Below are 23,396 nucleotides of genomic sequence, written 5' to 3'. Positions count from 1 at the left end.
TTTCTCACGGATAGCCTAATAGGAGTAAAACATAATTTGTTAGGAGACGAACATATAGTTTATATACCGCCCACTCATAGAGTAGACGGTTAAGCAACCAGGCGCACTACCTCCAATAGGAAAATTACTACCCGATTACTTATACGGAAGTCTCCGCCATAAGACAACGTCTTATTACGGCGGTTCGTTCACAATACCATGATAACCCTTTTCAAACCGGACTTACATACCCTAAAAGTCCGCTATACGTATCCTATAAACTCGGCCAACCTACTAATCATCGCATCTCTACGTCTTAATACACTCGTTTTACTAATACCAAAGTAGTTAGCGATGTCTTCCCACTCGTAACATCCAATAGGACACTCCCAGTATCTTAACCGTATTAAGTCTTTAGTGTCTTCATCAGCTTCGAATATAAGCTTATCTACACCTTTTACAACGTTACGCAGCATTACATATCTATTATCACTTAACTTCTTAACTGTTTCCCTTTCGATAGGATTTCCCGGTAAATTACTTTTGCCAGCTCCTATATTCTCCGGCTCGTGGTTTTCCATTAACTCATATCCACGCATCAGAAATTCTTTGCGGTATTCCTCTATATTCTTTATGTAGTCTTCAAGCTTCTTGATGTCATGCTTTTGAATAACTATCATAATGACCCTCCGTTTTTTAACTTATCTCTCAACACTTCAATTTCATATTCTTTCATCTCTATCTTGTGCTTTAACTCTTTTTGTTCTAGCATGCAGCCGAATACAAGTATTACTAACAATATAATAGCTATGACTAACCACATCATTCTATAAACACCTTCTTTATTTCATCCAAATCATACTGATCTGTTATTCTCGCAAAGTCGTTTTGCGCAATATCCACCTCATCATTTGCAGTTAACCTATAATATATTTCTCTACCTATCCACTTACCTAATTCATATACTGCGACAGTAAACCATATCTTTAAAACACGTTTAATCATCCAACCCCTCCTCATACTTACGTCTCGCATCTTCTGCCCTCTCTGCCTCTACAAGTGTGTACGTCTCATTATCATGCGGCTTAGTTACATCGACAAATGTTTCTTGCCCGTGTTTTATCTCTGTTATTAGAAATTGCGTCACTTCTCGCTTACTCCTTTAATATTTTGACTTCATACATTTTTGGGAAAGTATCTAACATTGGTATTCTGTAGCCAATAGTTTTAACTCTTACTTTATCGCCTTTATTCAATTCTGCTTGAACATCTGCACTGTTAAATCTAGCTTTCATCGTGATATCTGTATTCATAATTACTTTTTTGTCATCAAGCACAATAAAGAAATCATCTTCACTATTATTTCGTTTTGTGTATTTGTCTGTTATTGTTCCTGTAAATGTTTCTTTGTGAAAGTAACTCACAACACTATATGTTGTATAAAACAAGAATGAACAAATTAAAAACATTATCATCATAGGGATTATAATCTTAAAAGCATAATTCATAATCTTATCTAAACGCTTTGTAAATCTTTTCACTTCCTAAGCACCTCTTTCACTCTTTCGTAAATATTCTTACTGTAAGTCTGACTCTTTAATGAATGTGCCGTTGATTGTTTTTCCTTTTCGTCCTTTAATTTCATCGTATGCAAACTGTAAACACTCCTGTAAACTCATATCATGTTGTTGGGCTAGTATTATAAGCGTAACCACCGTATCGCCTATACCGTCTTTTAATGCCTCTAAATTGCCACGCGATAATGCTGCGCCGACTTCCCCTGCTTCTTCATAAAATTTCAATGCTTGTCTGTCTGGATTTCCGTTGTGTAAATCTTTGTCTATGCTCCATTGTTCTACTTGTTTAACTAATTGATCTAATGTTAATTGATTAATCATTATCGTTATCCTCCATTCTAATTTCATCAAAAACTTTAGCTTTCTTATATACTTTATCCACCTCTTGTAACAACTCTTCTGTATCATCCCCAGTAAACGCACTTGCACTTATGATTGCTTGTTCTATTTGTTCACGTTTAGTCATTTACTTCACCAACTCCCCGTCTTTCCAAATGAGTGTCAATGTCATGTCTTCATTGATTAAATATAAACATGCAGTGTTAAAGTAACTCGGATTATATTCCATAATATTATTGATACTAGTATTTTTTTGAATAACAGAAGAAATCGATCCTGGAGAATGTAGATCATTATATATCTCTAATACAGTATCTAGTTTTGTTTCTTCCGTAATTTCTTCCTCAACTTCTACAGCGAAAGTTTCGTATGCTCCAACATCAGCTGCTTCAAGTAGAGCACTTAACCTAAAATAAACATGACCACCACAATCACTACTAAACACTTTATCTCTAACGTTATTTTCCCAGCCCCATTTAATTAACTCAGGTAATTTCATTTCTTTTTTAGTTTTAATCTTTACCATTCTCTAACCCTCCCATTTTTCAAAAACTCTTTGCACGTACCAACGCGCTTTCGCGATATCTTCTTTACCATTCTTGTGCGTCGCTCTACTTAAATATTTGATTGCGTTCCCTATGTCATAAGCCAAATTAGACGGGTAATGTGCTGTGACTTGTTCTATATAGTCTATAACCTCTATATCGCCGTAATTATAATGTGACGGACTATTTACGTTATCCTCTGTCTTCTCTACAACCGTAAAATCGTCGTCATCAGTTATCATTACTGGTTCTGTTAAGTTACCTACTTTGACACGTGCAAATGTCTTAAATGTATCTTGTCCTGTCATATGCCCTTTTAGTAAAACCTCTCCCGGATAACTGTTATTGTCGTTGTCTCTTCTGAACATGATATAGTCGCCAATATTTAACTCTTTAATACTAGTCATATGTTTTAACCCCTTTGATCTCTGCCATATAGGTCAGTTTTTAGTTTTGCTAACAAGTTATTCTTACATAAGTGGTCGAACCACTCACTTTTAACTTTATAATGCTTCACCAACTCTTTGCTGCGTCTCTCTTTTTCTGCTCGCTGCTCTTTACGTTTCAACATCAACATACGTTCGTGTCTACGCTCTGCTTGTTGTATTAAATACAACTGTCTTGAGGATAGAGAACCCTCATTTCTTTCATATATTTGCACCATTATTAGTTATCTCCCTCGAAAAAGTAGCGTCCTTTGCCGTAAATCAGTTCCGCGCCTCTCAAACCTTGTTTATATCGCTTTCTAACCGTGCTATCTGACACGTCAAAGTATTTATATACGTCACATAATCTGTAACGTTTACCGTTTAGGTTAACCATTGGCATACGGCCCTTGACGTTGATGACTGCTGTTGCTTCCGGCTGAAACGAATAAATGTGTTTTAACTCTATGTCTTCGTTTCGTTCTGTTTTCACATCAAAGTCGCCGTAGTGCTCCATTGCATCTTGTAATTCTTCGATTAAGTCTAATGCTTTCATTCGACTTCCTCCAAACTCATTATGACTTTTGCTTGTTCTGCAAATTTTTTCAAACTATGTATTTCCACAATTTGATTGTCATCTTTCCATAAATGGCTGTTAGCAGCGTCTAATACCGTTTTAATCAAATTGTCTATATCTGGCTTAGTGTGCTTATACTGTCCTATTGCCGTTGTTTTTTTCTTTTGCTCCAACTTTTAGGAGGTTCAAAGCAAAATAATAGAGATACTTTTAATTTACTTTCTATCATCAATTTAGGCATTTGCTCTTTTATATACTCTTTATGCTTTGTATAAGCTGCTGGCATGTATGTTTGAACAAATTTACCTGATTTGCGAAAACGCGGACGAGGCGAGCCAATAGGTGCCTCAAACACGTCGTTAAATTTAATTTCTAATTGCATGTCCCACCTCAAAATAAATAATCATCAATTGTAGTCTGTTGCTGTAATTCGTCTTTTCTAAATAATTTATATTTACGTTTTATCTTCGCTAATTCGTCTTTAGTTACATATTCTTTAAATTTATTTTTTTGCATTCCGCCCAAGTTAGCCAAATAAAACGTGTCGTCATCTCTTGGCAGTACTCTCAACATCTTCCAACCGTCACTCTCATACAAGTTATAAGCTTTCGGTTGGTTTTCTCTAATACCCATATTCAACCACGGCCTCCCTTACTCGACGTTCAGCAAGTTTTTGGTAGTATATGTCCTCTAAAACTTTTTCGTCGCCCTGTGCGTATTCTGTGATTTTATGAGCGTACACATCAGAACACTCAAGATTTTGTTTGATTTCTTCTAATGTGATCAAAATTTAAGCCCCCTTGTTCTATAATCTTGACCATCCATTTTGATTAGCGTTGTATTGCTCATAATTCTACTGAATATACGCTGCATATCTTTATTTCTAGTCATTTCTTTTTCATCTAAGTTAGTTGTAAATATATTGTGTTTGCCAACTCTACTTTCGACTAACTCGAACATCTTGCTTGTGGCAAACTCATTCATGTTAATACCGAAGTCATCAAATACCATTAGATCCACATCGCTAATGATTTGTGCTAACTCCTGTTCAGTCATACCGTTTCTGTTGTTGTAGGTATTTTTAATTGTTGATATGAGCTGAGGGACGTTCATATAAAGAACTGTATAACCTCTCGCCTTTACTTCTTTGACAATGCTCATTGATAAATGCGATTTTCCTGTGCCGAATGAACCTTGTATCAATAGTGATTGTTTATTGTATAATGTGAAATTACGGGCATACCTTTCGCACAAACCTTTAGCATACTTTAACTTTTCTGATGTAGGTTCGTAGTTCTCAAATGTCACTTGTGCTAAATTTTCGTTAATTATCGATTGTTTAAATATCTTTTCTGCTTTAGATTTACGTTGTTTCTTGTGATAGTTTTCGGTAGATACTTTAGCTAGCGCAATCATGTCGCAGTCGCAACCGTCTTTGACTACTTGTCCGTTATCGAATTCATAGTAATCATACTTACGACCACAATCATTGCAATGTAATCCAAATTCTTGTTTAACTATCTTATTTCTAAAACCTGCTTGTTTTGCTAGTTTCTGGAAAGCCTCCATCTCATCACTCCTTTAAAACGGTAGATTTTCCATATTTTGTGAATGTGCAGCACGTTCAAATGCGTCAGTGTATTGATTGCTAGTTTCTTGTGGCATTTCTTCGCTATAGTCATTCATATAGCTTTCATTAGTAAGAAATGTTTTGGGGTATTTCTGATATTGTTTATCTTTAATGGTTTTTATATATTCTCTAGTCCCTTGCATGATCTGTTCGAAGGAATGCTTTTTAAGACAACTCTTAAATTTAGAAAACGTTAATTTCTTATCTTTCTTCTTGTCGTAAAGTTTCCACCATTCCTCAAAACGCTCATGCGTAACGTCAGTTGCGCTATTAGTTGTAGTAGTCTCTGAAGAAGTCTCTGTGTAGTCTCTGGTATTGGTCGTATCATTTTGATACACTCCATCGTCTCTTTTTGATACGCTCGTCGTATCATTTTGATACGATGGTCGTATCATACTTTCTATAGTCTGATAATTAATGCTGTACCATTTAGTTTTGTCGAACTTCGCTTTGTTATAGTTGCCTATATGCAATAAACCTTGTTTTTCTAAACTATAGATGGCTCTTTTAATAGTAATTAATGACCAAAAAGGAAATTGTTTTTGCCATTCCGGATATGAATTGTAAATCCACTTTTTGCCATCGTATTTATGATTAGAAGTATTCAACCAATAATGCATTTGTTGTAGTATGATTGCTTCATTCAAACCAATTTCGACTGCTAATTTCGGCAATACTTGTATGGGGTAATCATCAATTAATAATTTATTCACCTTTTTCTCCTTTCAGCATTCTGTTTAGTCGTTCGTCTATATCCACCCAGCTGTCATGTAATTTGTATTTCTCATTAAAACTGTCCATTCCGAGGTTTTGTTGTGCCGTCGTCTTGAGAGATGTAAGATTTTATAATCGGCATTTACACCATTCCAATCAAAACGGAAGATCTGAAAATTCTTCTAAACCATTGTCAAATGGGTTGTTATCACTTTGCGCTTTTCCACTTTGTTGTGGTTGGTTGTTTGATTGAGCATTGCTATTCTTACGTTCTACAAACGTAACTTGGTTGACTGCTACATCAGTTGTGTACACACGTTGTCCGTCTTTTTCGTAACTGCCTGTTTGAATTGATCCAGTTACACCAATTTTGTTACCTTTTTTAAAGTTGTTAGCGATAATTTCTGCTGTTTTACCAAAAGCAACACAAGTGATGAAGTCTGTTTCATACTCGTCTGTTTGCTTGTTTTTAAATGGTCGTTGTACTGCAATTCTAAAGTTAGCTACGTTGTTTTTTTGTCCTCTTAATTCTGGGTCTGCTACCAAATTACCTAATAAATTTACTGTGTTCATTGTTCATTCTCCTTATATTTTTTAGCCATAGTTTGAATTTTATTAATTGTGTTTGCTGCTTGTTGTTCTGTCATAGACGCATATTCTTGTATTCCGAATGTTTTTTCGGCTTGTTGCTGTGTGACTTCTTTTCCTAGCGACTTCATTAAAGCGACAAACTGATATACTTCTTGTTTTAAAACGCCTATTGTATTGCTACTAGCTTTGTTGTATTTTTCTTGTTTTTGTTTTGCGTCTGCGTCATCTTCGTCGGTTGGAATGTTGAAGAATTTCATTAAGAAATAACGTTCTGCGTATGTTAGTGCTGTGCCATGCGCTTTTGATACATCATCTTGTTGGCCTACAGAATAGAAACTTACTTCAAGTTGTTCTTCCGGCTTGTCTGCATTAATCCATAAATAAGTTAACTTCATTTCTACAACAAATTCTGATGTTGTAACTTCGCGTGAAGCTTTTTTGTTAAATCTAGTTACTTCAATTTGTTTATAATTTTCATCTGATGTTTTTGGTACTAGAAGTAAATTATGCTCAATCATCTTGTTCCTAATTCTGTGTAACACTTGAGAACCACTAACATATGAGTAGTTGTAACCTTTTGTATCTTTGGTAAATCCGTCAATATTGGCTTTAACGTCTGCTATTTTTTGGTATAAATTAAGTTGTTCAGTCATTTATCGCACCCTCAAACTTCTATTTTGTTTTAATTCGACGCCTTTTATTTCAAGTCCGTCTTTGACAGCTTTTAGCAATTCTGTTTTGTTTAGTTTAGGTTTTTGCTCTACGTAATATTGTTTCGGAATTAAACTTTCATCTTGCACATCTAAACTTGGTGAGTTCTTAGCTATGCTGTAACTATTTAACGCTGTTTTGAATTTCTCTTTGCCTGTTTCTTCCATAGCCAGTTGTAAGTTTGCTTTTAATCGTTTAATACCGTTTTCGTTCGCTGATTTACGCTGTCTCAAACGTTTGATTTCTTCATCAATTGCTTTATTGTCTGCTTCTAATGATTTGATAATGGCAACATAACTATCTGCTTTATTTTCTAAAGCATCGTTAATACTCGCTAATGTGTCTTTTAAAATTAGTTCGTTTTCTTGTTCTAATATGAGGTCATAAACTTGTTTATAATCTGCTGATAGCTCAAATAAGTTGCTCATTGTCCACATCCTCCTCACGCTCGTCTTCCTCTTCGTTTTGTAATTCATAAATTTTATTTTTAAGTTTTATGTTTTCTTCTTTTAACTTTTTGTTTTTTTCTTCTTCCTTCCAATATTTATGTCTATAAGTGTCTTCCTCTTTATCTTTAACAGCCTTTGTTTCAATAAATTTTCTGTATTCGTTTAATGTGATTGTTACTGTCAATTCTTGATTTGCTACAAAGTTATCCTCATCGTTTCCATAACTTGAAAAATCTTTAGTATAATAATGTTGATTAGTTTTTATTGTTTCAGTCATATTTGACTACCTCCGTATATTTTGGTTTAATTAAGTTGTATATTTTGTTAAATACTTACTGTTACTTGTTGGCGCAAGTAGCAGTTTTTTTATCGAAAAAATGGTGTTCATAGAACCAATAGACTGCTGTCGCTGTTGCTGCACTTACGACTAACCCCGTCGTAAAGTAAATTTCAAAAATGACCATTGTTATAATTGAAATAAGTACGAATGTGATTAAAGCGATTGTTAAACTTCTCATTTCAACCCCTCCTTTTCTAGTATTTTTTTACCAACGCGTTCATACATAAAAGTGGCCCAGTAATCAATCATTTCTTGACTCATGTTTTTGCTCCATTTCTATAATTTTTTGTATATATCCTCGCTCAAGAGCGAAATCGAATAACATTTGTTGAATATGTGGTGGCATTACTTCTCTCCCTTTCGTTAATTAAGTTTGTATTGTACGGTCACGCATGTGATGAATACGATAATCAGTAGTGCTAGCAATTTATTAGTTCCTTTCGTGTATAATGTTGTTATCCCTTTATGAAGGGAGGTGCGTATTATGAATCGAAACTTAATTACTAGTTATTTAGATATTGAAAATATTGATTCTCTAACTCTAAAATTAGTAAATAACGAAAAAATATTAATCAGAAAATTGGCTACCGACCATACTGGAAATGATTATATTCACGTTTTAGAACCTAAGGACAGAGTTATTGATTTAAACAAAGTCATTTATTTCAATATCAATACAACTAATAATGTTGGAACTGATTTCTTTCCGAATTAATCAGTGATGTTTCTATACGCATCCACCAGATTCGCAGTTGCCTCAATCAACTGTGGGTCTGGATTTTTTTGAATTTGTTTTAACAAATAATCAATTGTTAAATACATTTCATTTGGATTAATTCTTAATAAGTTTTCTTGCATTCCATTTCCTCCTTAAGTTGTTTGTTCGGTTGTTAGAGGTGGCTCAGAACCACCTCGTGTGGTATAATTAGGGTGTTATTAAATATGCAATTTCATTTTGTCTATTTGATTATTTTGACGACGACCCTTGTTATAAATGTCTGCCACTACGAATGGTAGGCATTCTTTTTTTGTCTTGAATCCGCCCTGTTTTTTATTAATTTCTAATATGAATCCTTCGTATCCTATTTTTTGTAGTCTTGTAACTAAAATATTTAGATCTATTTCATTCAAATATACTGTTAGTAATTTTGAGAACCCTCTTAAAATGAATGATTGATAGTTTCTAGTGTCATCTCCAAAAGAATCTTTAATTATTTCTAAAACTAAACCTAAATGGTTAGCACCATGGTTTTTATATATAGATTGAAGAGCTTCATAAGCTTTGATATATCCTTTTGATGGCGCGTTTTTCTCATAATCAACATTTAATCCAACGCTTCTTACTGTTTCATCTATTGCGACAGCTACTGGTTCTTTAAAACGTAGTCTCGATTTACCTTTTTGGTTTGCATTTTTTGATGGTCTATCATTAACGCCGTAATACATTTCAGCTTCTTCTTCGACAGATAAATTTTCGTGTACAGTTGCTTCTATGAACAAGATGTTTAATTCTTTTAAGGCTTCAACTCTGTGTTGTCCGTCGATAATGTAAAGTGACCCGTCTTTTCTTTTGCTTACTACAATTGTGTGAAGTTTCTTAGGGTCGAAATTCTTAACTATCTTTTTCACTTGTCTTTCTTGCACTGGCGATTGGTAACTCATATCCGTTTGTAATCTGTGTACTGGTAATTGTTGGTTATACATTTATAAAATCTCCTTTTTCTATAATTTTGTTTAATGCTTTAGAAGCTTTAACAACTTTCGATAATTCTTCAGTGTCTCTTGATTTTAAGAAGTTTAAAGTCAACTCCAAATCTTCAATGTTATCTACTGCATAAAGTAAGTTGGAACAAACATTAACTATGTTTGCAGCAGCAGCTTCAGACAAAGCTAAGTTCGTTTCTGCTTCACTCATGGCTTCAACTTCTGCGTTCATTCGTTCTCTTCGATCAATAACTTGTGTTTGAGGTTTTTCTTTGACAGGCGTTTCCACTTTATCCACCTCTTTCACTTTTTCTTTAGCGCGCAGTTCATCATGCGCTTTACGAATGCTTTTTTTGCCTTCGTCAACTTCTTTGATAGTTTCTTCGTCAGCATTTTCATAGATGTATTTAGCTCTGTCGTATGTTCGACCACTACCGAAACCTGAAGCCTTTCCAACGATATCTCTAGTTTGTTTTCCTTTTTTTAGGTCAGGACCAAGGACCTTACCTTGTTTTTTAACCGCCATTCTGTCTTTGGCTTTCTTTGCTTCAATTCTTTCTAGTTGTTTGGCATAATCCATTTTTTCTGAGTAAGTAAACTCTTTACGTTCCTCATTTTCACTTATTTCAATTTTCAGTTGATGCTCTTGGTCTTCTACTGACATCACTCTTACTTCTATCTGCTTGTAATCAAGTTTTTTCATAGCTTCTAATCTTCGTTCACCTGCAATTAATTCGTAATCGGGTGTAACGACTGGTGGGTTAATTAGCCCTCTGTCTTGAATATCATCTGCAAGTGAAGCTATATCTCCATAATCTTTTCTGATACGTTTACCAACCGTTACTTTATTGATATCTATTAGCAATTCATACACTCCTTTCTGCTATACTCCTTATTAGGAGGTGATATTTATGTCTAAACATATTTACGCTTGTTTACTTGGTGAATGGGTAAATCTATCAGAGTCTGAGAATGTAGTAATCGATAATAGCTATACTGATGCTAATTTGTGGTACAAAGAAGTAGGTCATAAAATGTTCGATTACAATCAAATGCACATTGGATATAACGGCATTGACTACTTTATTCACCCTAGTTTCATCCAAGTTCTAACTAAGTAATTTCTTGATTACTTCACAGCTATGACTGTCAAGCTCCACCTTGACGGTCTTATGGCTGTATACTTTTTCAACTTCTTGCACAATTCTGTCCCATTCATATTTGGGCATGCCATTGATAGCTTCTAAAATTTTGTTTAAACGTTTTTGCGATTCTTGCATTTGTCATTCCTCCTTTTAAGTTGTTTGTTCGATTGTGGGTTATAGTTCAATTGCCGACGGTCTAACGTCTTTAATAAATTGAATGACTAAGTCTACATCTTTACGTTTGATAAGATTGTTAGCTGCGTTACCTTTCATACCTAGATGTTTTTTAGACTGAACTAGCAATTTTGACTTAACTTTTCCTAATTGATGTCTGTATTCTTCTTTGGCTTTTTTGTTTGCTAATGCTTGTTCATATACATCTCCGATTAAGAATTCGTCTATCGTTACTTGAATACCAGCTTTACCTAGAATTTGTTCAGCTTTAGACTTGATAGCAAATTTGATTGCGTCTATATCTTGTGGAGTTACGTATTCTCCCTCGAATTTATTGTTTAATTCTTCTAATTTTTGATTACTCACTTGTCCTGTTGAAATTAAGTAATCCAGTTTGTCGCTTACTAACTGTTCAATGAGTTGGTTCATATCATCTAATGAAGTAATTCCATATGCACTGGCTAACTCATTATGTTGTCTTTCTACTTTGATGAAGTAACCTCTGATTTTTCTTCCTATTTCGCTACGTTGTATCATTGAAATTTCTTTTGCCATGTCGAGTGTCATGATGTGGTCTGTGAATGTTGTTTGATTACCTTGAGCTGTTAGTCTTTTTTGACTAATAGTTATAAAATCGATATTTTCTTCAAAACCGTAATCAATCATTCGATTAATCCATTTAGTGTATTGAGTTTCTATTTCTAATCCTTTGTGTAATTCACGACCACTTACCGCAACCGTTCCATCTTCATTTCGCTTTAAATTAAATAGTTGCTGAATTTCATTCATTAATTCTTCACCTCTTCTTTTATTTCTAAGATTTTTGCAATACGTTTCTTTTGTTCAAATGCATCTCTGCGTCCACGCAAGATGTCTGATAAGTAAGCACTTGAAATACCTAACATGTCTGCAAGTTGTTTATTCGTGATGTTACGTTTAAGTAATTCCATTCTTACTTTCATGCCGAATTCTGTTGTTGCCATAGGTTTCACTTCCTTTTAGACTTTTTTCTATTTTTTAAATCTAACTATTGATTTAATTTAAGTTTTAAGCTAATATATAAGCATAGTTAAATAAGCCTTTCTCCAAGACGTTTGTTTACATTAATTCGATTAAAACACTACCGTTCCTCAACGTTGTGTTATCCGTTTTGGTTTTTGGCTAAATCAATAGCGTAACCAAAGTATATTAGATTTAAATCTATATGTCAACTATTATTTAGATTTTTTTCTATTTTGGTTTAGAACAGGAGAATAATGCAATGAATACTTTTCAAAGAATTCAATATTTAGCTAATAATAAAGGTATGTCTATAGCTGAATTAGAAAGAAAACTCAATCTATCAAATGGATCAATTGCTCGCTGGAAAAAATCTGCTCCCAGTTCTCGTGGCTTAACAATAATAGCCGACTACTTCGATGTATCTGTTGACTATTTATTAGGTAGAGAAAAAGATGAATATGCTGGCGAACAAGAAGATGAAGAAATTCGTATCATGCATCGTGGAGTTAAGAATATGACAAAAGAAGATAGAGAAAAAGCATTAAAAATGTTTGAAACTTTCTTCGATAATTGGGACGAATACACTAAAGACAAATAAAGGGGATTTTATTTTGCATTTTGTATATCAAAATTCATTTTTAAAAGCAGCACGAGCTGTAAGTGCATTAATTGAAACTAATTATATAGATGAATTCCCTTTACCTATTAAAGAAATAATAGAGAATGATAGTAATGTGGAATTATTTACTTTTGAAGATTTTTGTAATATGACTGGATACACTTTAAATGAATTACAAACATATGGTGGTTCTGATGAGGCTTTTCATATTAAAAAAGGAAACAAGTTTGCCATTATTTACAATGATGATGTATATCATAGAAGATTACGTTTTACATTAGCACATGAATATGGACACTACATTATGGAACATGATGGTATGAGCTATAAGAAAACACCTATATTCCAAGATTCTCAACGTACTTATTTAGAAGAGTATGAAGCCAACTCGTTTGCCTCATGCCTCTTATTTCCACTTAATATAAGATACAAATATCGTAATGTATTAACTGTTGATGATGCTGCTGATTTATTCAAAATAAGTTATCAAGCAGCAAAGGTCGCACTCGATATCTTTGACGAACACATGGACAGTGGTTTAGAAAATCACATATCTATATTCGAGCATAGGCACATGGAAACTTATATGTCATTTCTTGATGAAATGCTCGGTGAACAACTAAAAGAGTATAACCACATAATGAGAGCAGAATACGGTTATTAAAACTCACTACGGCGATTACTCAATTACGTTTGAGCCGTTGAGGGTTTTTAGGTTGTATGAGGTGTATTGAATTTATCTATTTTAAGGAGACAATGATTGATAATTTTAAATTGCAAAATAAAATCAAATGAAATTGTTTACGAAGTTAAAACGAATAAAAATAATTACTTCACCTATTCTTTACCTAAAGATATTACATCTTATAAAGTAAGAAAGGTGCTTAAAATTATTGAGAGTAAAGTAGATGAAGACGAAGATTATTTAAGCAAAGGAGGTTGAGGGATGGAAAACTTAAGTAAACAATTGGTTGATAAAAGCATCGAGTCTTTTATTTTAGGTTTAGAAATATATAATAAACCAACTATTAAGTATAGAATCGAAGGCTTTTCATTTTTTATTTGTAACGCCTGGGAATTGATGTTAAAAGCAGAATTATTGAATCGTGGAGAAAATATTTATTACGAAGACAACCCTGATAGAACAATCAGTTTAAATAACGCTATTAAATTAATTTATCCCGATTATAATACTAGAATAAGATTAAATTTAGAAAAAATTGTCGATTTGAGAAATATTAGTACTCATTTTATAACCCAGGAATATGAGATCAAGTATGCCCCATTATTCCAAGCGTGTGTAATGAATTATATTAATGAGACTATGAGATTTCATAGCCAAGATGTTTCTGAAAATATTTCTCAAAATTTTTTAACTATTTCTGCTAGTTACGAACCTTTATCTAACGAACAAATAAAGTTGAAATATCCACCAGAAATAGCAGAAAAATTAATTAAAGAGTCTAATGAGGTAGACGTATTAAGTAAAGAGTATAATTCTGATAAGTTTTCGATTGGTATTAAGCAAAACTTGTATATAACGAAAAGGTCAGAAAATGCTGATTTCACGGTAGCTGTTCATAAAAACTCAGATAATAAAGTTGATTTTATTAAAGAGTATAAAGACCCATCAGATACACATAAATATTCTTTTAAAAATGTAATAACAGCGGTGAACGAAAGGCTTAAAAAGAAAAATATAAATATGGATTATTCTAAGGGCTTCAATCAATATGTACTAAATTTGATAATTGATTTTTATGACATAAAAAACGAGGAAAAATACGCATATAAACACACAATAGGAAAACAAGAATCTTTCACTTATTCTCAACAATTTATTGAATTTATTGTTAGTGAAATAAAAAAGAATCCAACAAAATTTGTCGATAGTTTGAGAAATAAAAAAAGATAACCCCAGGCACATAGGAATGCTCAGTGCTTCTGCACCTACCCCATTTTGGGACCCAGCGTTAATCCTTCTCGAGTTATCTTGACTTTATTATATGACATTATAGGTAGTAATTCAAGAATTATAATTTTAGGGTAGCCCACCTACCCTTATTATTTTTTTACCTTTTTTAGGAGATGAAACAATGAAAGTAGCGATTTACACAAGAGTAAGTACATTAGAGCAAAGAGAAAAAGGCCATTCTATAGACGAACAAGAACGTAAATTGCGTTCATTTTGCGATATAAACGATTGGACAGTTAAAGACGTTTATGTAGATGCTGGATTTTCGGGAGCTAAAAGAGATAGACCGGAATTGACGCGTTTGTTAGATGATATAAGCGAATTTGATTTGGTATTAGTTTATAAGTTAGATAGATTGACACGTTCAGTGCGCGACCTTTTGGACTTGTTGGAAGTATTCGAGAATAACAATGTTGCTTTTAGAAGCGCTACTGAGGTATACGACACAACAACAGCAATAGGTCGGCTGTTTGTAACGTTAGTCGGCGCTATGGCCGAGTGGGAGCGTGAGACAATTAGAGAGCGCTCTTTAATGGGAAAACGTGCAGCAATTAAAAAAGGTATGATATTAACAGCTCCCCCATTCTACTATGATCGCGTAAACAACACTTATATACCTAATCAGTACAAAGATGTTGTGTTAGATGTTTATAACAAAGTTAAAAAAGGTTATAGCATTGCACATATAGCACGTTTATACAACAATTCAGATGTAAAGCCGCCAAATGGTAATGAAGAATGGACTACACGCATGTTGATGCACGCACTTAGAAACCCGGTCACACGCGGCCATTATCAGTGGGGAGAAATCTATATCGAAGATAGTCACGAGCCTATCATAACAGATGAAATGTACAACACAATAATAGATAGATTAGACAAGCACACGAATACTAAAGTAGTAGCGCATACATCTGTTTTTAGAGGTAAGTTAATTTGTCCTAATTGTGGTTACGCTCTAACGTTAAATTCACAAAAAAGAAAGCGTAAAAATGATACTATTGTTTATAAAACGTATTACTGTAACAACTGCAAAATTACAAAAGGAATGAAACCACATCATATTACAGAAACAGAAACATTACGTGTTTTTAAAGATCACTTATCTAAAATAGATTTAAAACAATATGAGACACAAGAAAAAGAAAAGCAATCACATGTAACTATCGATTTGTCTAAAGTTATGGAACAACGGAAAAGATACCATAAATTATACGCTAGTGGTATGATGCAAGAAAATGAGTTGTTCGAATTAATAAAAGAAACTGATGAGATGATAGAAGAATACGAAAAACAAAGAAAGCAAGTTGATGTAAAAGAGTTTGATATTGGTAAAATCAAAGAAATTAAGAATGTGCTATTAAAATCTTGGGATATATTCACATTAGAAGATAAAGCTGACTTTATACAAATGTCTATAAAAGCTATTAATATAGAGTACACTAAGTTAAAACGCGGTAAAGCTAGCAATTCGATGAAGATTAAAGATATTGAATTCTATTAATTTTGTACGGAAGTAGATACTATCTTTCAACATTGGTTGTATTCCTACAAAGACACTCATTCATGATGGACTTCATAACCGTTCATTTGCTGATGCTTTTGCAAGAAAAAATGAAGTCGTATCAGCATTAAATAAGAAAAATTATGGAAATTTAGCAAATGATACGCATATTGATGTTTTGGACTATAAAGCTACGTTCAAATCTAATACTGAAGTTAATTTAATTAATGCTCAAGGACAAGTTGAGCGTACCATTAGTGCAACAGATATTGTTATTAACACAGGTGCAAAAGTGCGTATTCCGAATATTAAAGGTGTAGATCGTGCCACGCGATTATATGACTCTACTGGCATTCAAAATCTCGCTACGCAACCTCAACAGTTAGTCATTGTTGGCGGTGGATACATCGCACTTGAATTTGCTTCACTATTCGCTAACTTAGGAACACATGTCTCTGTGCTTGAATCTAGTCAAACACTCATCCCAAATGAAGATCGTGAAATTGCTGAACTTATCATCCATGATTTAGAAAATAAAGGCGTCGAGATTCATACCGATGTTGAAACATTTGAATTTATTGATAGTAATGATCATACAATAGTGAAAACATCTCAAGAAGATTTTGTAGCTGATGCCGTTCTTCTAGCTACTGGCCGTATTCCGAATACAGATTTAACCCTTGAAAATACAGATATTGAATTAGAAGAACATGGTGCTATCAAAGTGAATCCACATCTACAAACTACAGTACCGCATATATATGCTGCTGGAGATGTAAAGGGTGGACTACAATTTACGTATATTTCTCTAGATGACTTTAGAATATTGAAAGCTAAACTATTTGGTAATAAGGATAGAACAACAGAAAATCGTGGACAAATTCCTTATACCGTATTTATTGATCCGCCACTATCTCGAGTTGGTTTAACTGCTGCTCAAGCAGAGGCACGTCATTATAACTATTTGGAAAACAAGCTAGCCGTTAATAACATTCCTCGTCATAAAATTAATAATGATCCTCGCGGCTTGTTTAAAGTAGTCATTAATAAGGACACAAATGAAATTTTAGGCGCAACGTTATACGGTAAGGAATCTGAAGAAATGATTAACCTTATTAAATTAGCTATGGATCAACACATACCTTATCAAGTATTAAGAGATAATATTTATACTCATCCAACAATGACAGAAGCATTCAATGATTTATTTAATTTATAATAAAAACAGACTGGAACATAAATCCCAGAAAAATGGCACTCAGATGAATTGAATTCAACTCAATCTGAGTGCTGATTTTTTATTCAATACTACGTATTAACATGTAATTTCACCTTTAAATGCTAAAAAAATAAGGCAGTTTCGTATCATTTAATAAATACTACTAAACTAAATGAACGAGGTGCCTTATGTATAATAATGATAACATGACGCAATATACGTTATTTATAGAAGCATCAGTTTTAATCACTTCAAATTATATTGTAAAAATCATACCGAAGAAAAGATTTTAACATTACAATTTTAATACTTTGTATTTATGTTCCAAATTGTTTATTTTGCAGCTTTGCGTTGTTCTAATTTTTCTTTTAGTTTTCGATCTTGCTCTTCTTTACGTCGTTTACGTTCTTCATTACGTTTTCTCAAGCGTTCTTCTTCTTCAGGGTTACGTGGTTTTTTTAATTGTTTTACCACTTTCTCCATCAATTCGTCTTCTGTCAATGCTGCTAACGGTCTATTATTAACAAATGCAAAGGTTTTTCGTCGGCCTGGGCCACAATATGACTGGCATCCAATCTCAATCTCTGCATCTGGATCAAGTTTTTCTAATTTTTTCTTTAGCGACTTCATATTAACTGCCTGACATTCATCACAAATTAAAAATTTGTTTTTCATTGTGTCACCCACCTTTACTTCGCATTCATATTTAACTCTATTTATTTTACTCTATTGAGAGAAAATTTCAAGCTGTTCTCTTTAGACACATCATCACATTATTACATTATATTTCAAAAAGAAAAACAACCTCTTCATTAAATTCAAAAGGTTGTCACATCTGATTTACTGTCCATGATATATTTTGAAAGGTAACGGTTTAATGCCATCATGCGCCCATGCTTCATATATTTTGTGTTTATCAACGTTCGTATCAATAATCGCTATGCCGCAATCGCCGCCACCTGCACCAGACGTTTTAGCTGCGCCACCATGGGCTTCTGCAATATCACATAACCGTTTTAATTTATTTGTTTCGATATCTACAGATGCTGCATCATCCATTTTACGTATCACTTTACGATTTTGGCGAATCATTTTCTGAACACCTTTAATATTATTCATCTTAAAGGCATTGATTAATTGTTCAACACACAAATGTGATTGCTCAATAAAATCACCGTAAAATGCTGGATCTGATTTTAAACGTTTCACTTCACTAACTAAATGTGGTGAAGATGCTGGAGATCCTGTCCATCCGATAATAACTTCCATATTTTCAGGTGCTTGTAAAGGCTCAATATGCAAGCCAGGCCAGTTCTTTTCTAGAACATCACTTACATGGCCTTCTTCCATTTGTTGCTTCACCCAATCATGATCAAAGGTACTATAGGCTAACCAACCACTGTAAACACTAACAGCTATATCACCACAAGAACTTAAACTTTGTAATTTCATATTTGCAATAACAGCTAATTTATAGATATATAAATTAGATAACTGCATATCATAAAATTTATTGAGTGCTTTAACTACAGATACTAATACTGCAGCACTTGAACCTAAACCATATTTCTGACCTGATTCATCTGCAAGATTACTATCAATAGTTAAATGAAAATGCTCAAGCTTAATATCACAGCTTCTAGCATATTGCTCAAAAACTTCAATTGCAGTGACAACATATTTCAACTGTTTCGCTGCATGTGTATCAGAAATTTCAATTTGATTATCATTACGATTATATGATACTGGATCATGATGCAGCGTTTTAGAATGAATAGTTCCAACAACTTCATTAGAAGCTTTAATTGTAGCTGTGACAAAACGATTCACTGCAATCAAAACGGATTTATAACCCGGTTCAGTAACGGCATATTCACCTGCAATATAAAGTTTTCCGGGAGCTTTCACACGAATCATTTTATCTCTTCCTTACTTAATAATTTCGACGCCTGATGAAATGATGTCACTCGACATAATCTGTGATGTTTCAAATGTTTCTTCAAAAGCTGATTGAACAGCTTGTAGATTTTTCTTTTCAACAATGACTTTGACATTGGGCCCTGCATCCATAGTGAAGTAACAGGGAATACCATTTTCACGACATTGGTGAACAATTTCCATAGCCAAATAGCTTTCTGGTACTAAATAGGTAAAAGGTGGCTGCGCCCCTAAATTTGTTGCATGCATACGTAATCCATTAGCTTCAATTGTTTCACCAAACCGTTGAAAATCTTTGGTTTTGATCGCTGCTTTTGCATCTGCTAAATCTTGCTCTACATAATCTAACCAATATTGATAAAAACGCGATGTTTCTTTAGTCAGCGACATGCCCGCTCGACTAGAAACTTTTTTAGATTGTTTGTTAATAACAATAAAGATCATGGCCAAATCCTTTTCCCAATCTTTGGCATCGATTTGTTCAGCATATGATGTTAAGTCATCATAGCCTTTATGCCATTCAACAAATCCACCAAAAATACTGCGACTTGCCGAACCAGAACCACGACGTGCCAATCTCGATAAATCTTTATCTGTCATTTGTAATTCTAAGGCTTCATTACAAGCGGCGGCCAAAGCAGCATAAGCACTTGCAGATGAGGCTAAACCGGCAGCTGTTGGCACATGATTTGTACTTTCAATAAGGGCATGCATTGTTATTCCCGCTTTGGCTCTAACAATATCCATAAAACGTTGAATTTTTTGGTTTTCTGTCGCGCTAACATGTTCACCATTTAAAATAAGCTGATCTGAATTATAACTATGATTAAATGTCACTTGTGTTTCAGTATAAAAACGTTCTAACGTAACAGATAAACTATTATTCATTGGGATGATTAATGCTTCATCTTTTTTTCCCCAATATTTTATAACAGCAATATTTGTATGTGCGCGTGCTTTGCCACTTTTTACCAACGCCCTAACCTCCTAAATATTCAATCCAAGTATGCTCAGCCCCAGCCTTTTCTGCAGCTGATACTACACGTTTCGCGGTATTCAGGTCTTCTGCTAAAATCAGCATGCTTCCACCACGACCCCCACCAGTTAATTTACCAGCAACTGCACCATTTTGTTGCGCCGTCTTCAAAAATAGTTCTATTTTGTCATGACTCACTGTTAATGTTCTTAAGTCTTCTTGACATTGATTAAATATCTCAGCTAATTGTTGAAAACTATGGTGTTCAATTGCATCGCTTGCTTGATGTACTAACTGACCTATATGCGTTATTTTATCCATATAATAAGCATCATTATTACATAAACGATGAACGTCCTCGACTGCTTGTTTCGTTGATCCTTTCACACCAGTATCAATAACAACCATATAGCCATCCAATTGTAAAGTTTTTAAATGTTCAACTTTACCTTGCTGATACCATACCGGTTTATTACTAATAATCGTTTGTGTGTCAATGCCACTTGGCTTACCATGGGCAATACGTTCAGCCCAATTGGCATAGGTTAAAAGGTCGTCATCAGATAAAGGAATACCTAAATAGTCATAGCTTGCTCTAACAAATGCAACTGCAACAGCAGCACTTGAACCTAATCCACGTGATGGGGGCAAATTGGCTTTAATTTTAACCAATAGTGGATCTTCTATGTGATGTTTATCCACAAAACGGGTAACGATGGACTTTAAATGTTCTGGCGCATCATATAAAGGCCCATCATAGACATCACTTTGAATCGCAGAGTAATTTCCTTTTTCTAAGCTTTCTATTAAAATTTTAACCTTTCCAGCGTTAAACGGAATCGCAATGGCTGGTTGTCCAAATGTTACTGCATGTTCACCTATTAAGATAATCTTACCAGTCGATTCACCATATCCTCGTCGCGTCATGTTAGCTCACCTTTAGTCTTTTTTCTATTTACTTATTTGCAATTAAAAAACGCGAAGCTCGAAATCTTCACATTCTATCTTTTGCTTTATTCAACTTATTATTTTATCGAACTTTGTCACGTTTCCGCTACAATTATGTCATAAAACTTTGTTTTTATAGTAGACTAATACCACAAAAATGTAAAATAACAATTATCATTCGTTGCACAACACTTAAATAGTATATAGCGATTGTATTTTTGTTTCAAAAATTTAACTTACTCTACCTTAAATCTTGATTTTATAAACATTTATAGTCTTAATTTCATATTCTTTATTTTCTACCTAACCCATCATACTACAATTTCAATTTAAATGTGCACGTTATTTGTATCAAAATTAAAAAACATCCTAAATCATTGTAGATAATCATACAATGATTCAGGATGCTCACATCTTAGTGCTATAACAATCGTGACATTTTATCGTTGCGCTCCACTATTTTATCAAAATGTCCTTCATATCGTTGCCATTCATCTTCTGTAATGGCATCCATGTTTAGCTTGCCGCCTAAATCTTGAATCGCATGTAATAATTGGAACATAACATCTTGTACTTTAATATCACGTTCTAACAACGTTTCTAGTGATGCCATACATTGGGGTTCGATGTCTGGATATTTAAATTTTGTTGTTTCTCCTTTAAGTGCCTGTTGGTAAAAATGGCGCATCATCTCAGCACGCTTTGACCCAGAGCCTTCCACGCACAAATAAATTTGTACGGCAATGCCACCTCGGACACGTCGTTGCGAAATACCGGCAAACTTTTTATCATTAATGCTTAAATCAAACTTTCCAGGACAATAAGAACGTTCAATTTCATGTGTTTCAATTTCAACATCATCGTCTTCAAACATTTTACAAATTAATAAATACATCACTGAGAAAGCTTCATCAATTGTTGTTTCTGTCTGTCCTTTAAAAATTAAAGATATATTCAGTATGCCTTGATCTAATACAACTCCTAAACCGCCAGAGTTGCGCACAATCGCATTATAACCAACTTCATCAGTTAAATAGCGAATACCATCCTTGAGATAAGGTAAACGTGAATCATGAATACCTAATATAACAGTATGTTGATGAATCCAAGTTCTTACAACATTACATGATAAATCTTTACCCACGCTCTCTGAAAACGTATCATCAAATGCAAATGATTGCATTGGCGCAAGTCCATTCGTATGGTCTATATAGCGCCAATCCACACCATTAAAATATTTACTACTTAGTTCCATTATTGTAATGTTTGAGCAGCAGTAATAATTGATAAATTATACACGTCTTCGATTGAGCAGCCACGTGATAAATCATTTACTGGAGAATTAAGTCCTTGCAATACTGGACCAACCGCATCAAATCCACCTAAACGTTGTGCGATTTTATAGCCAATGTTTCCTGCTTCTAAACTTGGGAATACAAAGACATTTGCATCACCTTGGATTTTAGCGCCTGGCGCTTTTTTCTCAGCCACTGCAGGTACGATGGCAGCATCAAATTGGAATTCTCCATCAATAATGACATTTTCTAAATGATCTGCTGAAACTTTTTCTTGTGCTAATTGAACGGCATTAGCCACTTTTTCAACATCATCAGATTTTGCTGAACCTTTAGTAGAAAAGCTTAACATTGCCACACGAGGATCCATACCAAAGCTTTGAGCAGATTTAGCACTTTCTACAGCAACTTCTGCTAAGCCCTGTGCATCTAATTCTGGGTTGATTGCGCAATCACCAAAGATATATTGTTTGTCGTCTTTAATCATAAAGAAGATACCTGATGTTCTTGAAACACCTGGTTTTGTTTTAATAATTTGTAATGCAGGACGCACTGTATCTCCTGTTGAATGTGCGGCACCACTTACTAAACCATCTGCTTTACCAGCATATACAAGCATCGTTCCGAAATAGTTAACATTGTTTAGTAATTCTTTAGCTTGTTCTTCTGTCGCTTTCCCTTTACGACGTTCTACAAATGATGACACTAGTTCTGGTTTTAGTTCGCTTGTTGTAGGATTGATAACTTCAATACCAGTAAGATCCAATCCTTTGTCTTGTGCTAAAGCATTAACTTTAGCTTCGTCACCTAATACGATAGGCGTTACATAGTCTGTTGCTTGTAATTGCGTTGCAGCTGTTAAAACACGTTCGTCTTCACCTTCAGGTAGTACGATTCTGACATTTTTTCCTGAAAGTTTACTTTGTAATACATCTAATAAAGACATAGTACCCTCCTATTTGTTATACATAATAATATTTGCACTCTTAATTATACTTGATTTATCATGAGAATTCCATT

Annotated in this window: 38 protein-coding genes and 4 pseudogenes; 8 read left to right on the top strand and 34 right to left on the bottom strand. The window is 34.0% G+C overall.

Translation table 11 applies throughout. The features are described from left to right. Positions 1-242: 242 nt before the first annotated feature. The 22 genes and pseudogenes from HMPREF3267_RS08375 to HMPREF3267_RS08295 all read right to left on the bottom strand — a co-directional run bounded on the left by HMPREF3267_RS08375 (position 243) and on the right by HMPREF3267_RS08295 (position 8,055). A complete protein-coding gene (locus HMPREF3267_RS08375; RefSeq protein ID WP_012990986.1) occupies positions 243-659 on the bottom strand; it encodes a hypothetical protein in 417 nt (138 codons plus the stop codon). After that, positions 656-805, bottom strand: coding sequence for a hypothetical protein (locus HMPREF3267_RS12635; RefSeq protein WP_012990987.1), 150 nt, complete (start codon positions 803-805; stop codon positions 656-658). Before HMPREF3267_RS12635 ends, HMPREF3267_RS08375 begins: the two co-directional genes overlap by 4 nt. Then, positions 802-984 carry a transcriptional activator RinB gene (gene rinB / locus HMPREF3267_RS08370; RefSeq protein WP_062078562.1) on the bottom strand — a complete coding sequence of 61 codons (183 nt, stop codon included), beginning with the start codon at positions 982-984 and terminating at the stop codon, positions 802-804. Before rinB ends, HMPREF3267_RS12635 begins: the two co-directional genes overlap by 4 nt. Then, on the bottom strand, positions 977-1,126 hold the full coding sequence (locus tag HMPREF3267_RS12505; RefSeq protein ID WP_141758216.1) for a DUF1381 domain-containing protein: 150 nt from the start codon (positions 1,124-1,126) through the stop codon (positions 977-979). The genes rinB and HMPREF3267_RS12505 overlap by 8 nt, the downstream gene beginning before the upstream one ends. Before the next feature lie 7 nt (positions 1,127-1,133). Next, complete coding sequence (locus tag HMPREF3267_RS08365) at positions 1,134-1,457, bottom strand: DUF1523 family protein (RefSeq protein WP_237450181.1); 324 nt, start codon at positions 1,455-1,457, stop codon at positions 1,134-1,136. A 99-nt stretch (positions 1,458-1,556) separates the two neighbouring features. Continuing rightward, positions 1,557-1,877 (bottom strand): MazG-like family protein, encoded by a 321-nt coding sequence (locus tag HMPREF3267_RS08360; protein WP_062078560.1) that lies wholly within the window; start codon positions 1,875-1,877, stop codon positions 1,557-1,559. Between the two features lie 19 nt (positions 1,878-1,896). Further along, a pseudogene (locus HMPREF3267_RS12340) lies at positions 1,897-2,022 on the bottom strand (DUF1024 family protein); the annotation flags it as partial. Further along, on the bottom strand, positions 2,023-2,421 hold the full coding sequence (locus HMPREF3267_RS08355) for a hypothetical protein (protein WP_062078558.1): 399 nt from the start codon (positions 2,419-2,421) through the stop codon (positions 2,023-2,025). A 3-nt stretch (positions 2,422-2,424) separates the two neighbouring features. Continuing rightward, positions 2,425-2,847 (bottom strand): DUF3310 domain-containing protein, encoded by a 423-nt coding sequence (locus HMPREF3267_RS08350; RefSeq protein WP_002478876.1) that lies wholly within the window; start codon positions 2,845-2,847, stop codon positions 2,425-2,427. Between the two features lie 5 nt (positions 2,848-2,852). Beyond that, positions 2,853-3,104, bottom strand: coding sequence for a hypothetical protein (locus HMPREF3267_RS08345; RefSeq protein WP_062078556.1), 252 nt, complete (start codon positions 3,102-3,104; stop codon positions 2,853-2,855). Between the two features lie 2 nt (positions 3,105-3,106). After that, positions 3,107-3,421 (bottom strand): hypothetical protein, encoded by a 315-nt coding sequence (locus tag HMPREF3267_RS08340; protein ID WP_062078555.1) that lies wholly within the window; start codon positions 3,419-3,421, stop codon positions 3,107-3,109. Then, positions 3,418-3,824: pseudogene (locus tag HMPREF3267_RS08335) on the bottom strand (RusA family crossover junction endodeoxyribonuclease). Before HMPREF3267_RS08335 ends, HMPREF3267_RS08340 begins: the two are co-directional and overlap by 4 nt. 8 nt (positions 3,825-3,832) lie before the next feature. Further along, positions 3,833-4,075: a hypothetical protein gene (locus HMPREF3267_RS08330; protein WP_062078553.1), complete on the bottom strand. Its 243-nt coding sequence runs from the start codon at positions 4,073-4,075 to the stop codon at positions 3,833-3,835. Further along, positions 4,065-4,229 (bottom strand): hypothetical protein, encoded by a 165-nt coding sequence (locus HMPREF3267_RS12630; RefSeq protein WP_176746105.1) that lies wholly within the window; start codon positions 4,227-4,229, stop codon positions 4,065-4,067. The genes HMPREF3267_RS08330 and HMPREF3267_RS12630 overlap by 11 nt, the downstream gene beginning before the upstream one ends. Beyond that, complete coding sequence (locus tag HMPREF3267_RS08325) at positions 4,226-5,011, bottom strand: ATP-binding protein (protein ID WP_070823823.1); 786 nt, start codon at positions 5,009-5,011, stop codon at positions 4,226-4,228. Before HMPREF3267_RS08325 ends, HMPREF3267_RS12630 begins: the two co-directional genes overlap by 4 nt. Positions 5,012-5,023: 12 nt before the next feature. Next, the gene (locus HMPREF3267_RS12335) at positions 5,024-5,785 is read right to left on the bottom strand and encodes a replication protein (protein WP_104013909.1); all 762 of its coding nucleotides are present in this window, start codon (positions 5,783-5,785) and stop codon (positions 5,024-5,026) included. Then, positions 5,778-5,888, bottom strand: a pseudogene (locus HMPREF3267_RS12330) (putative HNHc nuclease); the annotation flags it as partial. The pseudogene HMPREF3267_RS12330 and the gene HMPREF3267_RS12335, both read right to left, overlap by 8 nt. Positions 5,889-5,942: 54 nt before the next feature. Further along, a complete protein-coding gene (locus tag HMPREF3267_RS08315; RefSeq protein ID WP_062078545.1) occupies positions 5,943-6,359 on the bottom strand; it encodes a single-stranded DNA-binding protein in 417 nt (138 codons plus the stop codon). Then, entirely contained in the window at positions 6,356-7,030 is a 675-nt protein-coding gene (locus tag HMPREF3267_RS08310) for an ERF family protein (RefSeq protein WP_012991002.1), read from the bottom strand. The genes HMPREF3267_RS08315 and HMPREF3267_RS08310 overlap by 4 nt, the downstream gene beginning before the upstream one ends. Further along, on the bottom strand, positions 7,031-7,516 hold the full coding sequence (locus HMPREF3267_RS08305) for a siphovirus Gp157 family protein (protein WP_062078543.1): 486 nt from the start codon (positions 7,514-7,516) through the stop codon (positions 7,031-7,033). After that, the gene (locus tag HMPREF3267_RS08300) at positions 7,500-7,814 is read right to left on the bottom strand and encodes a hypothetical protein (RefSeq protein ID WP_070823824.1); all 315 of its coding nucleotides are present in this window, start codon (positions 7,812-7,814) and stop codon (positions 7,500-7,502) included. Before HMPREF3267_RS08300 ends, HMPREF3267_RS08305 begins: the two co-directional genes overlap by 17 nt. Positions 7,815-7,875: 61 nt before the next feature. Next, positions 7,876-8,055: a hypothetical protein gene (locus HMPREF3267_RS08295; protein WP_062078539.1), complete on the bottom strand. Its 180-nt coding sequence runs from the start codon at positions 8,053-8,055 to the stop codon at positions 7,876-7,878. Positions 8,056-8,361: 306 nt separating this feature from the next. Here HMPREF3267_RS08295 and HMPREF3267_RS08290 point away from each other — a divergent pair, with 306 nt between their 5' ends. After that, positions 8,362-8,592, top strand: coding sequence for a hypothetical protein (locus tag HMPREF3267_RS08290; protein WP_051522842.1), 231 nt, complete (start codon positions 8,362-8,364; stop codon positions 8,590-8,592). Here HMPREF3267_RS08290 and HMPREF3267_RS12625 read toward each other — a convergent pair. The 3 genes from HMPREF3267_RS12625 to HMPREF3267_RS08280 all read right to left on the bottom strand — a co-directional run bounded on the left by HMPREF3267_RS12625 (position 8,589) and on the right by HMPREF3267_RS08280 (position 10,455). After that, positions 8,589-8,735 (bottom strand): hypothetical protein, encoded by a 147-nt coding sequence (locus HMPREF3267_RS12625; protein WP_172952952.1) that lies wholly within the window; start codon positions 8,733-8,735, stop codon positions 8,589-8,591. The genes HMPREF3267_RS08290 and HMPREF3267_RS12625 overlap by 4 nt on opposite strands. Before the next feature lie 78 nt (positions 8,736-8,813). Next, the gene (locus HMPREF3267_RS08285) at positions 8,814-9,581 is read right to left on the bottom strand and encodes a DUF6551 family protein (RefSeq protein WP_062078537.1); all 768 of its coding nucleotides are present in this window, start codon (positions 9,579-9,581) and stop codon (positions 8,814-8,816) included. Further along, the gene (locus HMPREF3267_RS08280; protein ID WP_237450144.1) at positions 9,574-10,455 is read right to left on the bottom strand and encodes a ParB N-terminal domain-containing protein; all 882 of its coding nucleotides are present in this window, start codon (positions 10,453-10,455) and stop codon (positions 9,574-9,576) included. The genes HMPREF3267_RS08285 and HMPREF3267_RS08280 overlap by 8 nt, the downstream gene beginning before the upstream one ends. Before the next feature lie 37 nt (positions 10,456-10,492). Here HMPREF3267_RS08280 and HMPREF3267_RS08275 point away from each other — a divergent pair, with 37 nt between their 5' ends. Further along, positions 10,493-10,702: a hypothetical protein gene (locus HMPREF3267_RS08275; protein ID WP_000033736.1), complete on the top strand. Its 210-nt coding sequence runs from the start codon at positions 10,493-10,495 to the stop codon at positions 10,700-10,702. Here the strand turns inward: HMPREF3267_RS08275 and HMPREF3267_RS12620 are convergent. Genes HMPREF3267_RS12620 through HMPREF3267_RS08265 form a run of 3 tightly spaced genes read right to left on the bottom strand, consistent with a single transcriptional unit; the run spans position 10,691 to position 11,883 of the window. Then, positions 10,691-10,861: a hypothetical protein gene (locus HMPREF3267_RS12620; protein WP_172952951.1), complete on the bottom strand. Its 171-nt coding sequence runs from the start codon at positions 10,859-10,861 to the stop codon at positions 10,691-10,693. The two genes, HMPREF3267_RS08275 and HMPREF3267_RS12620, sit on opposite strands and share 12 nt — an antisense overlap. Positions 10,862-10,900: 39 nt before the next feature. Beyond that, positions 10,901-11,689: an antA/AntB antirepressor family protein gene (locus HMPREF3267_RS08270; protein WP_062078533.1), complete on the bottom strand. Its 789-nt coding sequence runs from the start codon at positions 11,687-11,689 to the stop codon at positions 10,901-10,903. Next, positions 11,689-11,883: a helix-turn-helix domain-containing protein gene (locus HMPREF3267_RS08265; protein ID WP_053018059.1), complete on the bottom strand. Its 195-nt coding sequence runs from the start codon at positions 11,881-11,883 to the stop codon at positions 11,689-11,691. Before HMPREF3267_RS08265 ends, HMPREF3267_RS08270 begins: the two co-directional genes overlap by 1 nt. A 278-nt stretch (positions 11,884-12,161) precedes the next feature. Between HMPREF3267_RS08265 and HMPREF3267_RS08260 the strand changes: the two genes are divergently transcribed. The 6 genes and pseudogenes from HMPREF3267_RS08260 to merA form a co-directional block, all read left to right on the top strand. Beyond that, complete coding sequence (locus HMPREF3267_RS08260) at positions 12,162-12,500, top strand: helix-turn-helix domain-containing protein (protein ID WP_062078531.1); 339 nt, start codon at positions 12,162-12,164, stop codon at positions 12,498-12,500. A gap of 13 nt (positions 12,501-12,513) precedes the next feature. Further along, the gene (locus tag HMPREF3267_RS08255; RefSeq protein ID WP_062078529.1) at positions 12,514-13,185 is read left to right on the top strand and encodes an ImmA/IrrE family metallo-endopeptidase; all 672 of its coding nucleotides are present in this window, start codon (positions 12,514-12,516) and stop codon (positions 13,183-13,185) included. A 96-nt stretch (positions 13,186-13,281) separates the two neighbouring features. Beyond that, positions 13,282-13,464 (top strand): hypothetical protein, encoded by a 183-nt coding sequence (locus HMPREF3267_RS08250; protein ID WP_012991013.1) that lies wholly within the window; start codon positions 13,282-13,284, stop codon positions 13,462-13,464. Between the two features lie 3 nt (positions 13,465-13,467). After that, the gene (locus tag HMPREF3267_RS08245; protein WP_062078527.1) at positions 13,468-14,436 is read left to right on the top strand and encodes a DUF3644 domain-containing protein; all 969 of its coding nucleotides are present in this window, start codon (positions 13,468-13,470) and stop codon (positions 14,434-14,436) included. Between the two features lie 181 nt (positions 14,437-14,617). Then, positions 14,618-16,000: a recombinase family protein gene (locus HMPREF3267_RS08240; protein ID WP_062078525.1), complete on the top strand. Its 1,383-nt coding sequence runs from the start codon at positions 14,618-14,620 to the stop codon at positions 15,998-16,000. A gap of 28 nt (positions 16,001-16,028) precedes the next feature. Continuing rightward, positions 16,029-17,219: pseudogene (gene merA, locus HMPREF3267_RS08235) on the top strand (hypothiocyanous acid reductase MerA); the annotation flags it as partial. Between the two features lie 333 nt (positions 17,220-17,552). Here the strand turns inward: merA and HMPREF3267_RS08230 are convergent. From HMPREF3267_RS08230 to pta, 6 genes are all read right to left on the bottom strand, one after another. After that, entirely contained in the window at positions 17,553-17,894 is a 342-nt protein-coding gene (locus HMPREF3267_RS08230; protein WP_002479428.1) for a YuzB family protein, read from the bottom strand. Positions 17,895-18,059: 165 nt separating this feature from the next. Then, on the bottom strand, positions 18,060-19,136 hold the full coding sequence (locus HMPREF3267_RS08225; protein WP_002459879.1) for a phosphomevalonate kinase: 1,077 nt from the start codon (positions 19,134-19,136) through the stop codon (positions 18,060-18,062). Between the two features lie 12 nt (positions 19,137-19,148). Beyond that, complete coding sequence (gene mvaD / locus HMPREF3267_RS08220; protein WP_002459880.1) at positions 19,149-20,132, bottom strand: diphosphomevalonate decarboxylase; 984 nt, start codon at positions 20,130-20,132, stop codon at positions 19,149-19,151. 4 nt (positions 20,133-20,136) lie between these two features. Continuing rightward, entirely contained in the window at positions 20,137-21,060 is a 924-nt protein-coding gene (mvk, locus tag HMPREF3267_RS08215) for a mevalonate kinase (protein ID WP_002479429.1), read from the bottom strand. Positions 21,061-21,502: 442 nt separating this feature from the next. Further along, positions 21,503-22,336 carry a lipoate--protein ligase family protein gene (locus tag HMPREF3267_RS08210; protein WP_002479430.1) on the bottom strand — a complete coding sequence of 278 codons (834 nt, stop codon included), beginning with the start codon at positions 22,334-22,336 and terminating at the stop codon, positions 21,503-21,505. Beyond that, complete coding sequence (pta, locus tag HMPREF3267_RS08205) at positions 22,336-23,322, bottom strand: phosphate acetyltransferase (protein ID WP_002459883.1); 987 nt, start codon at positions 23,320-23,322, stop codon at positions 22,336-22,338. The genes HMPREF3267_RS08210 and pta overlap by 1 nt, the downstream gene beginning before the upstream one ends. Positions 23,323-23,396: the final 74 nt, after the last annotated feature.

This window comes from Staphylococcus sp. HMSC62D11 (genome assembly GCF_001839145.1).
Taxonomy (GTDB): Bacteria; Bacillota; Bacilli; order Staphylococcales; family Staphylococcaceae; genus Staphylococcus; species Staphylococcus lugdunensis.
Note: the sequence above shows the minus strand (reverse complement) of the source record. Positions and strands in the feature narration are given on the sequence as shown.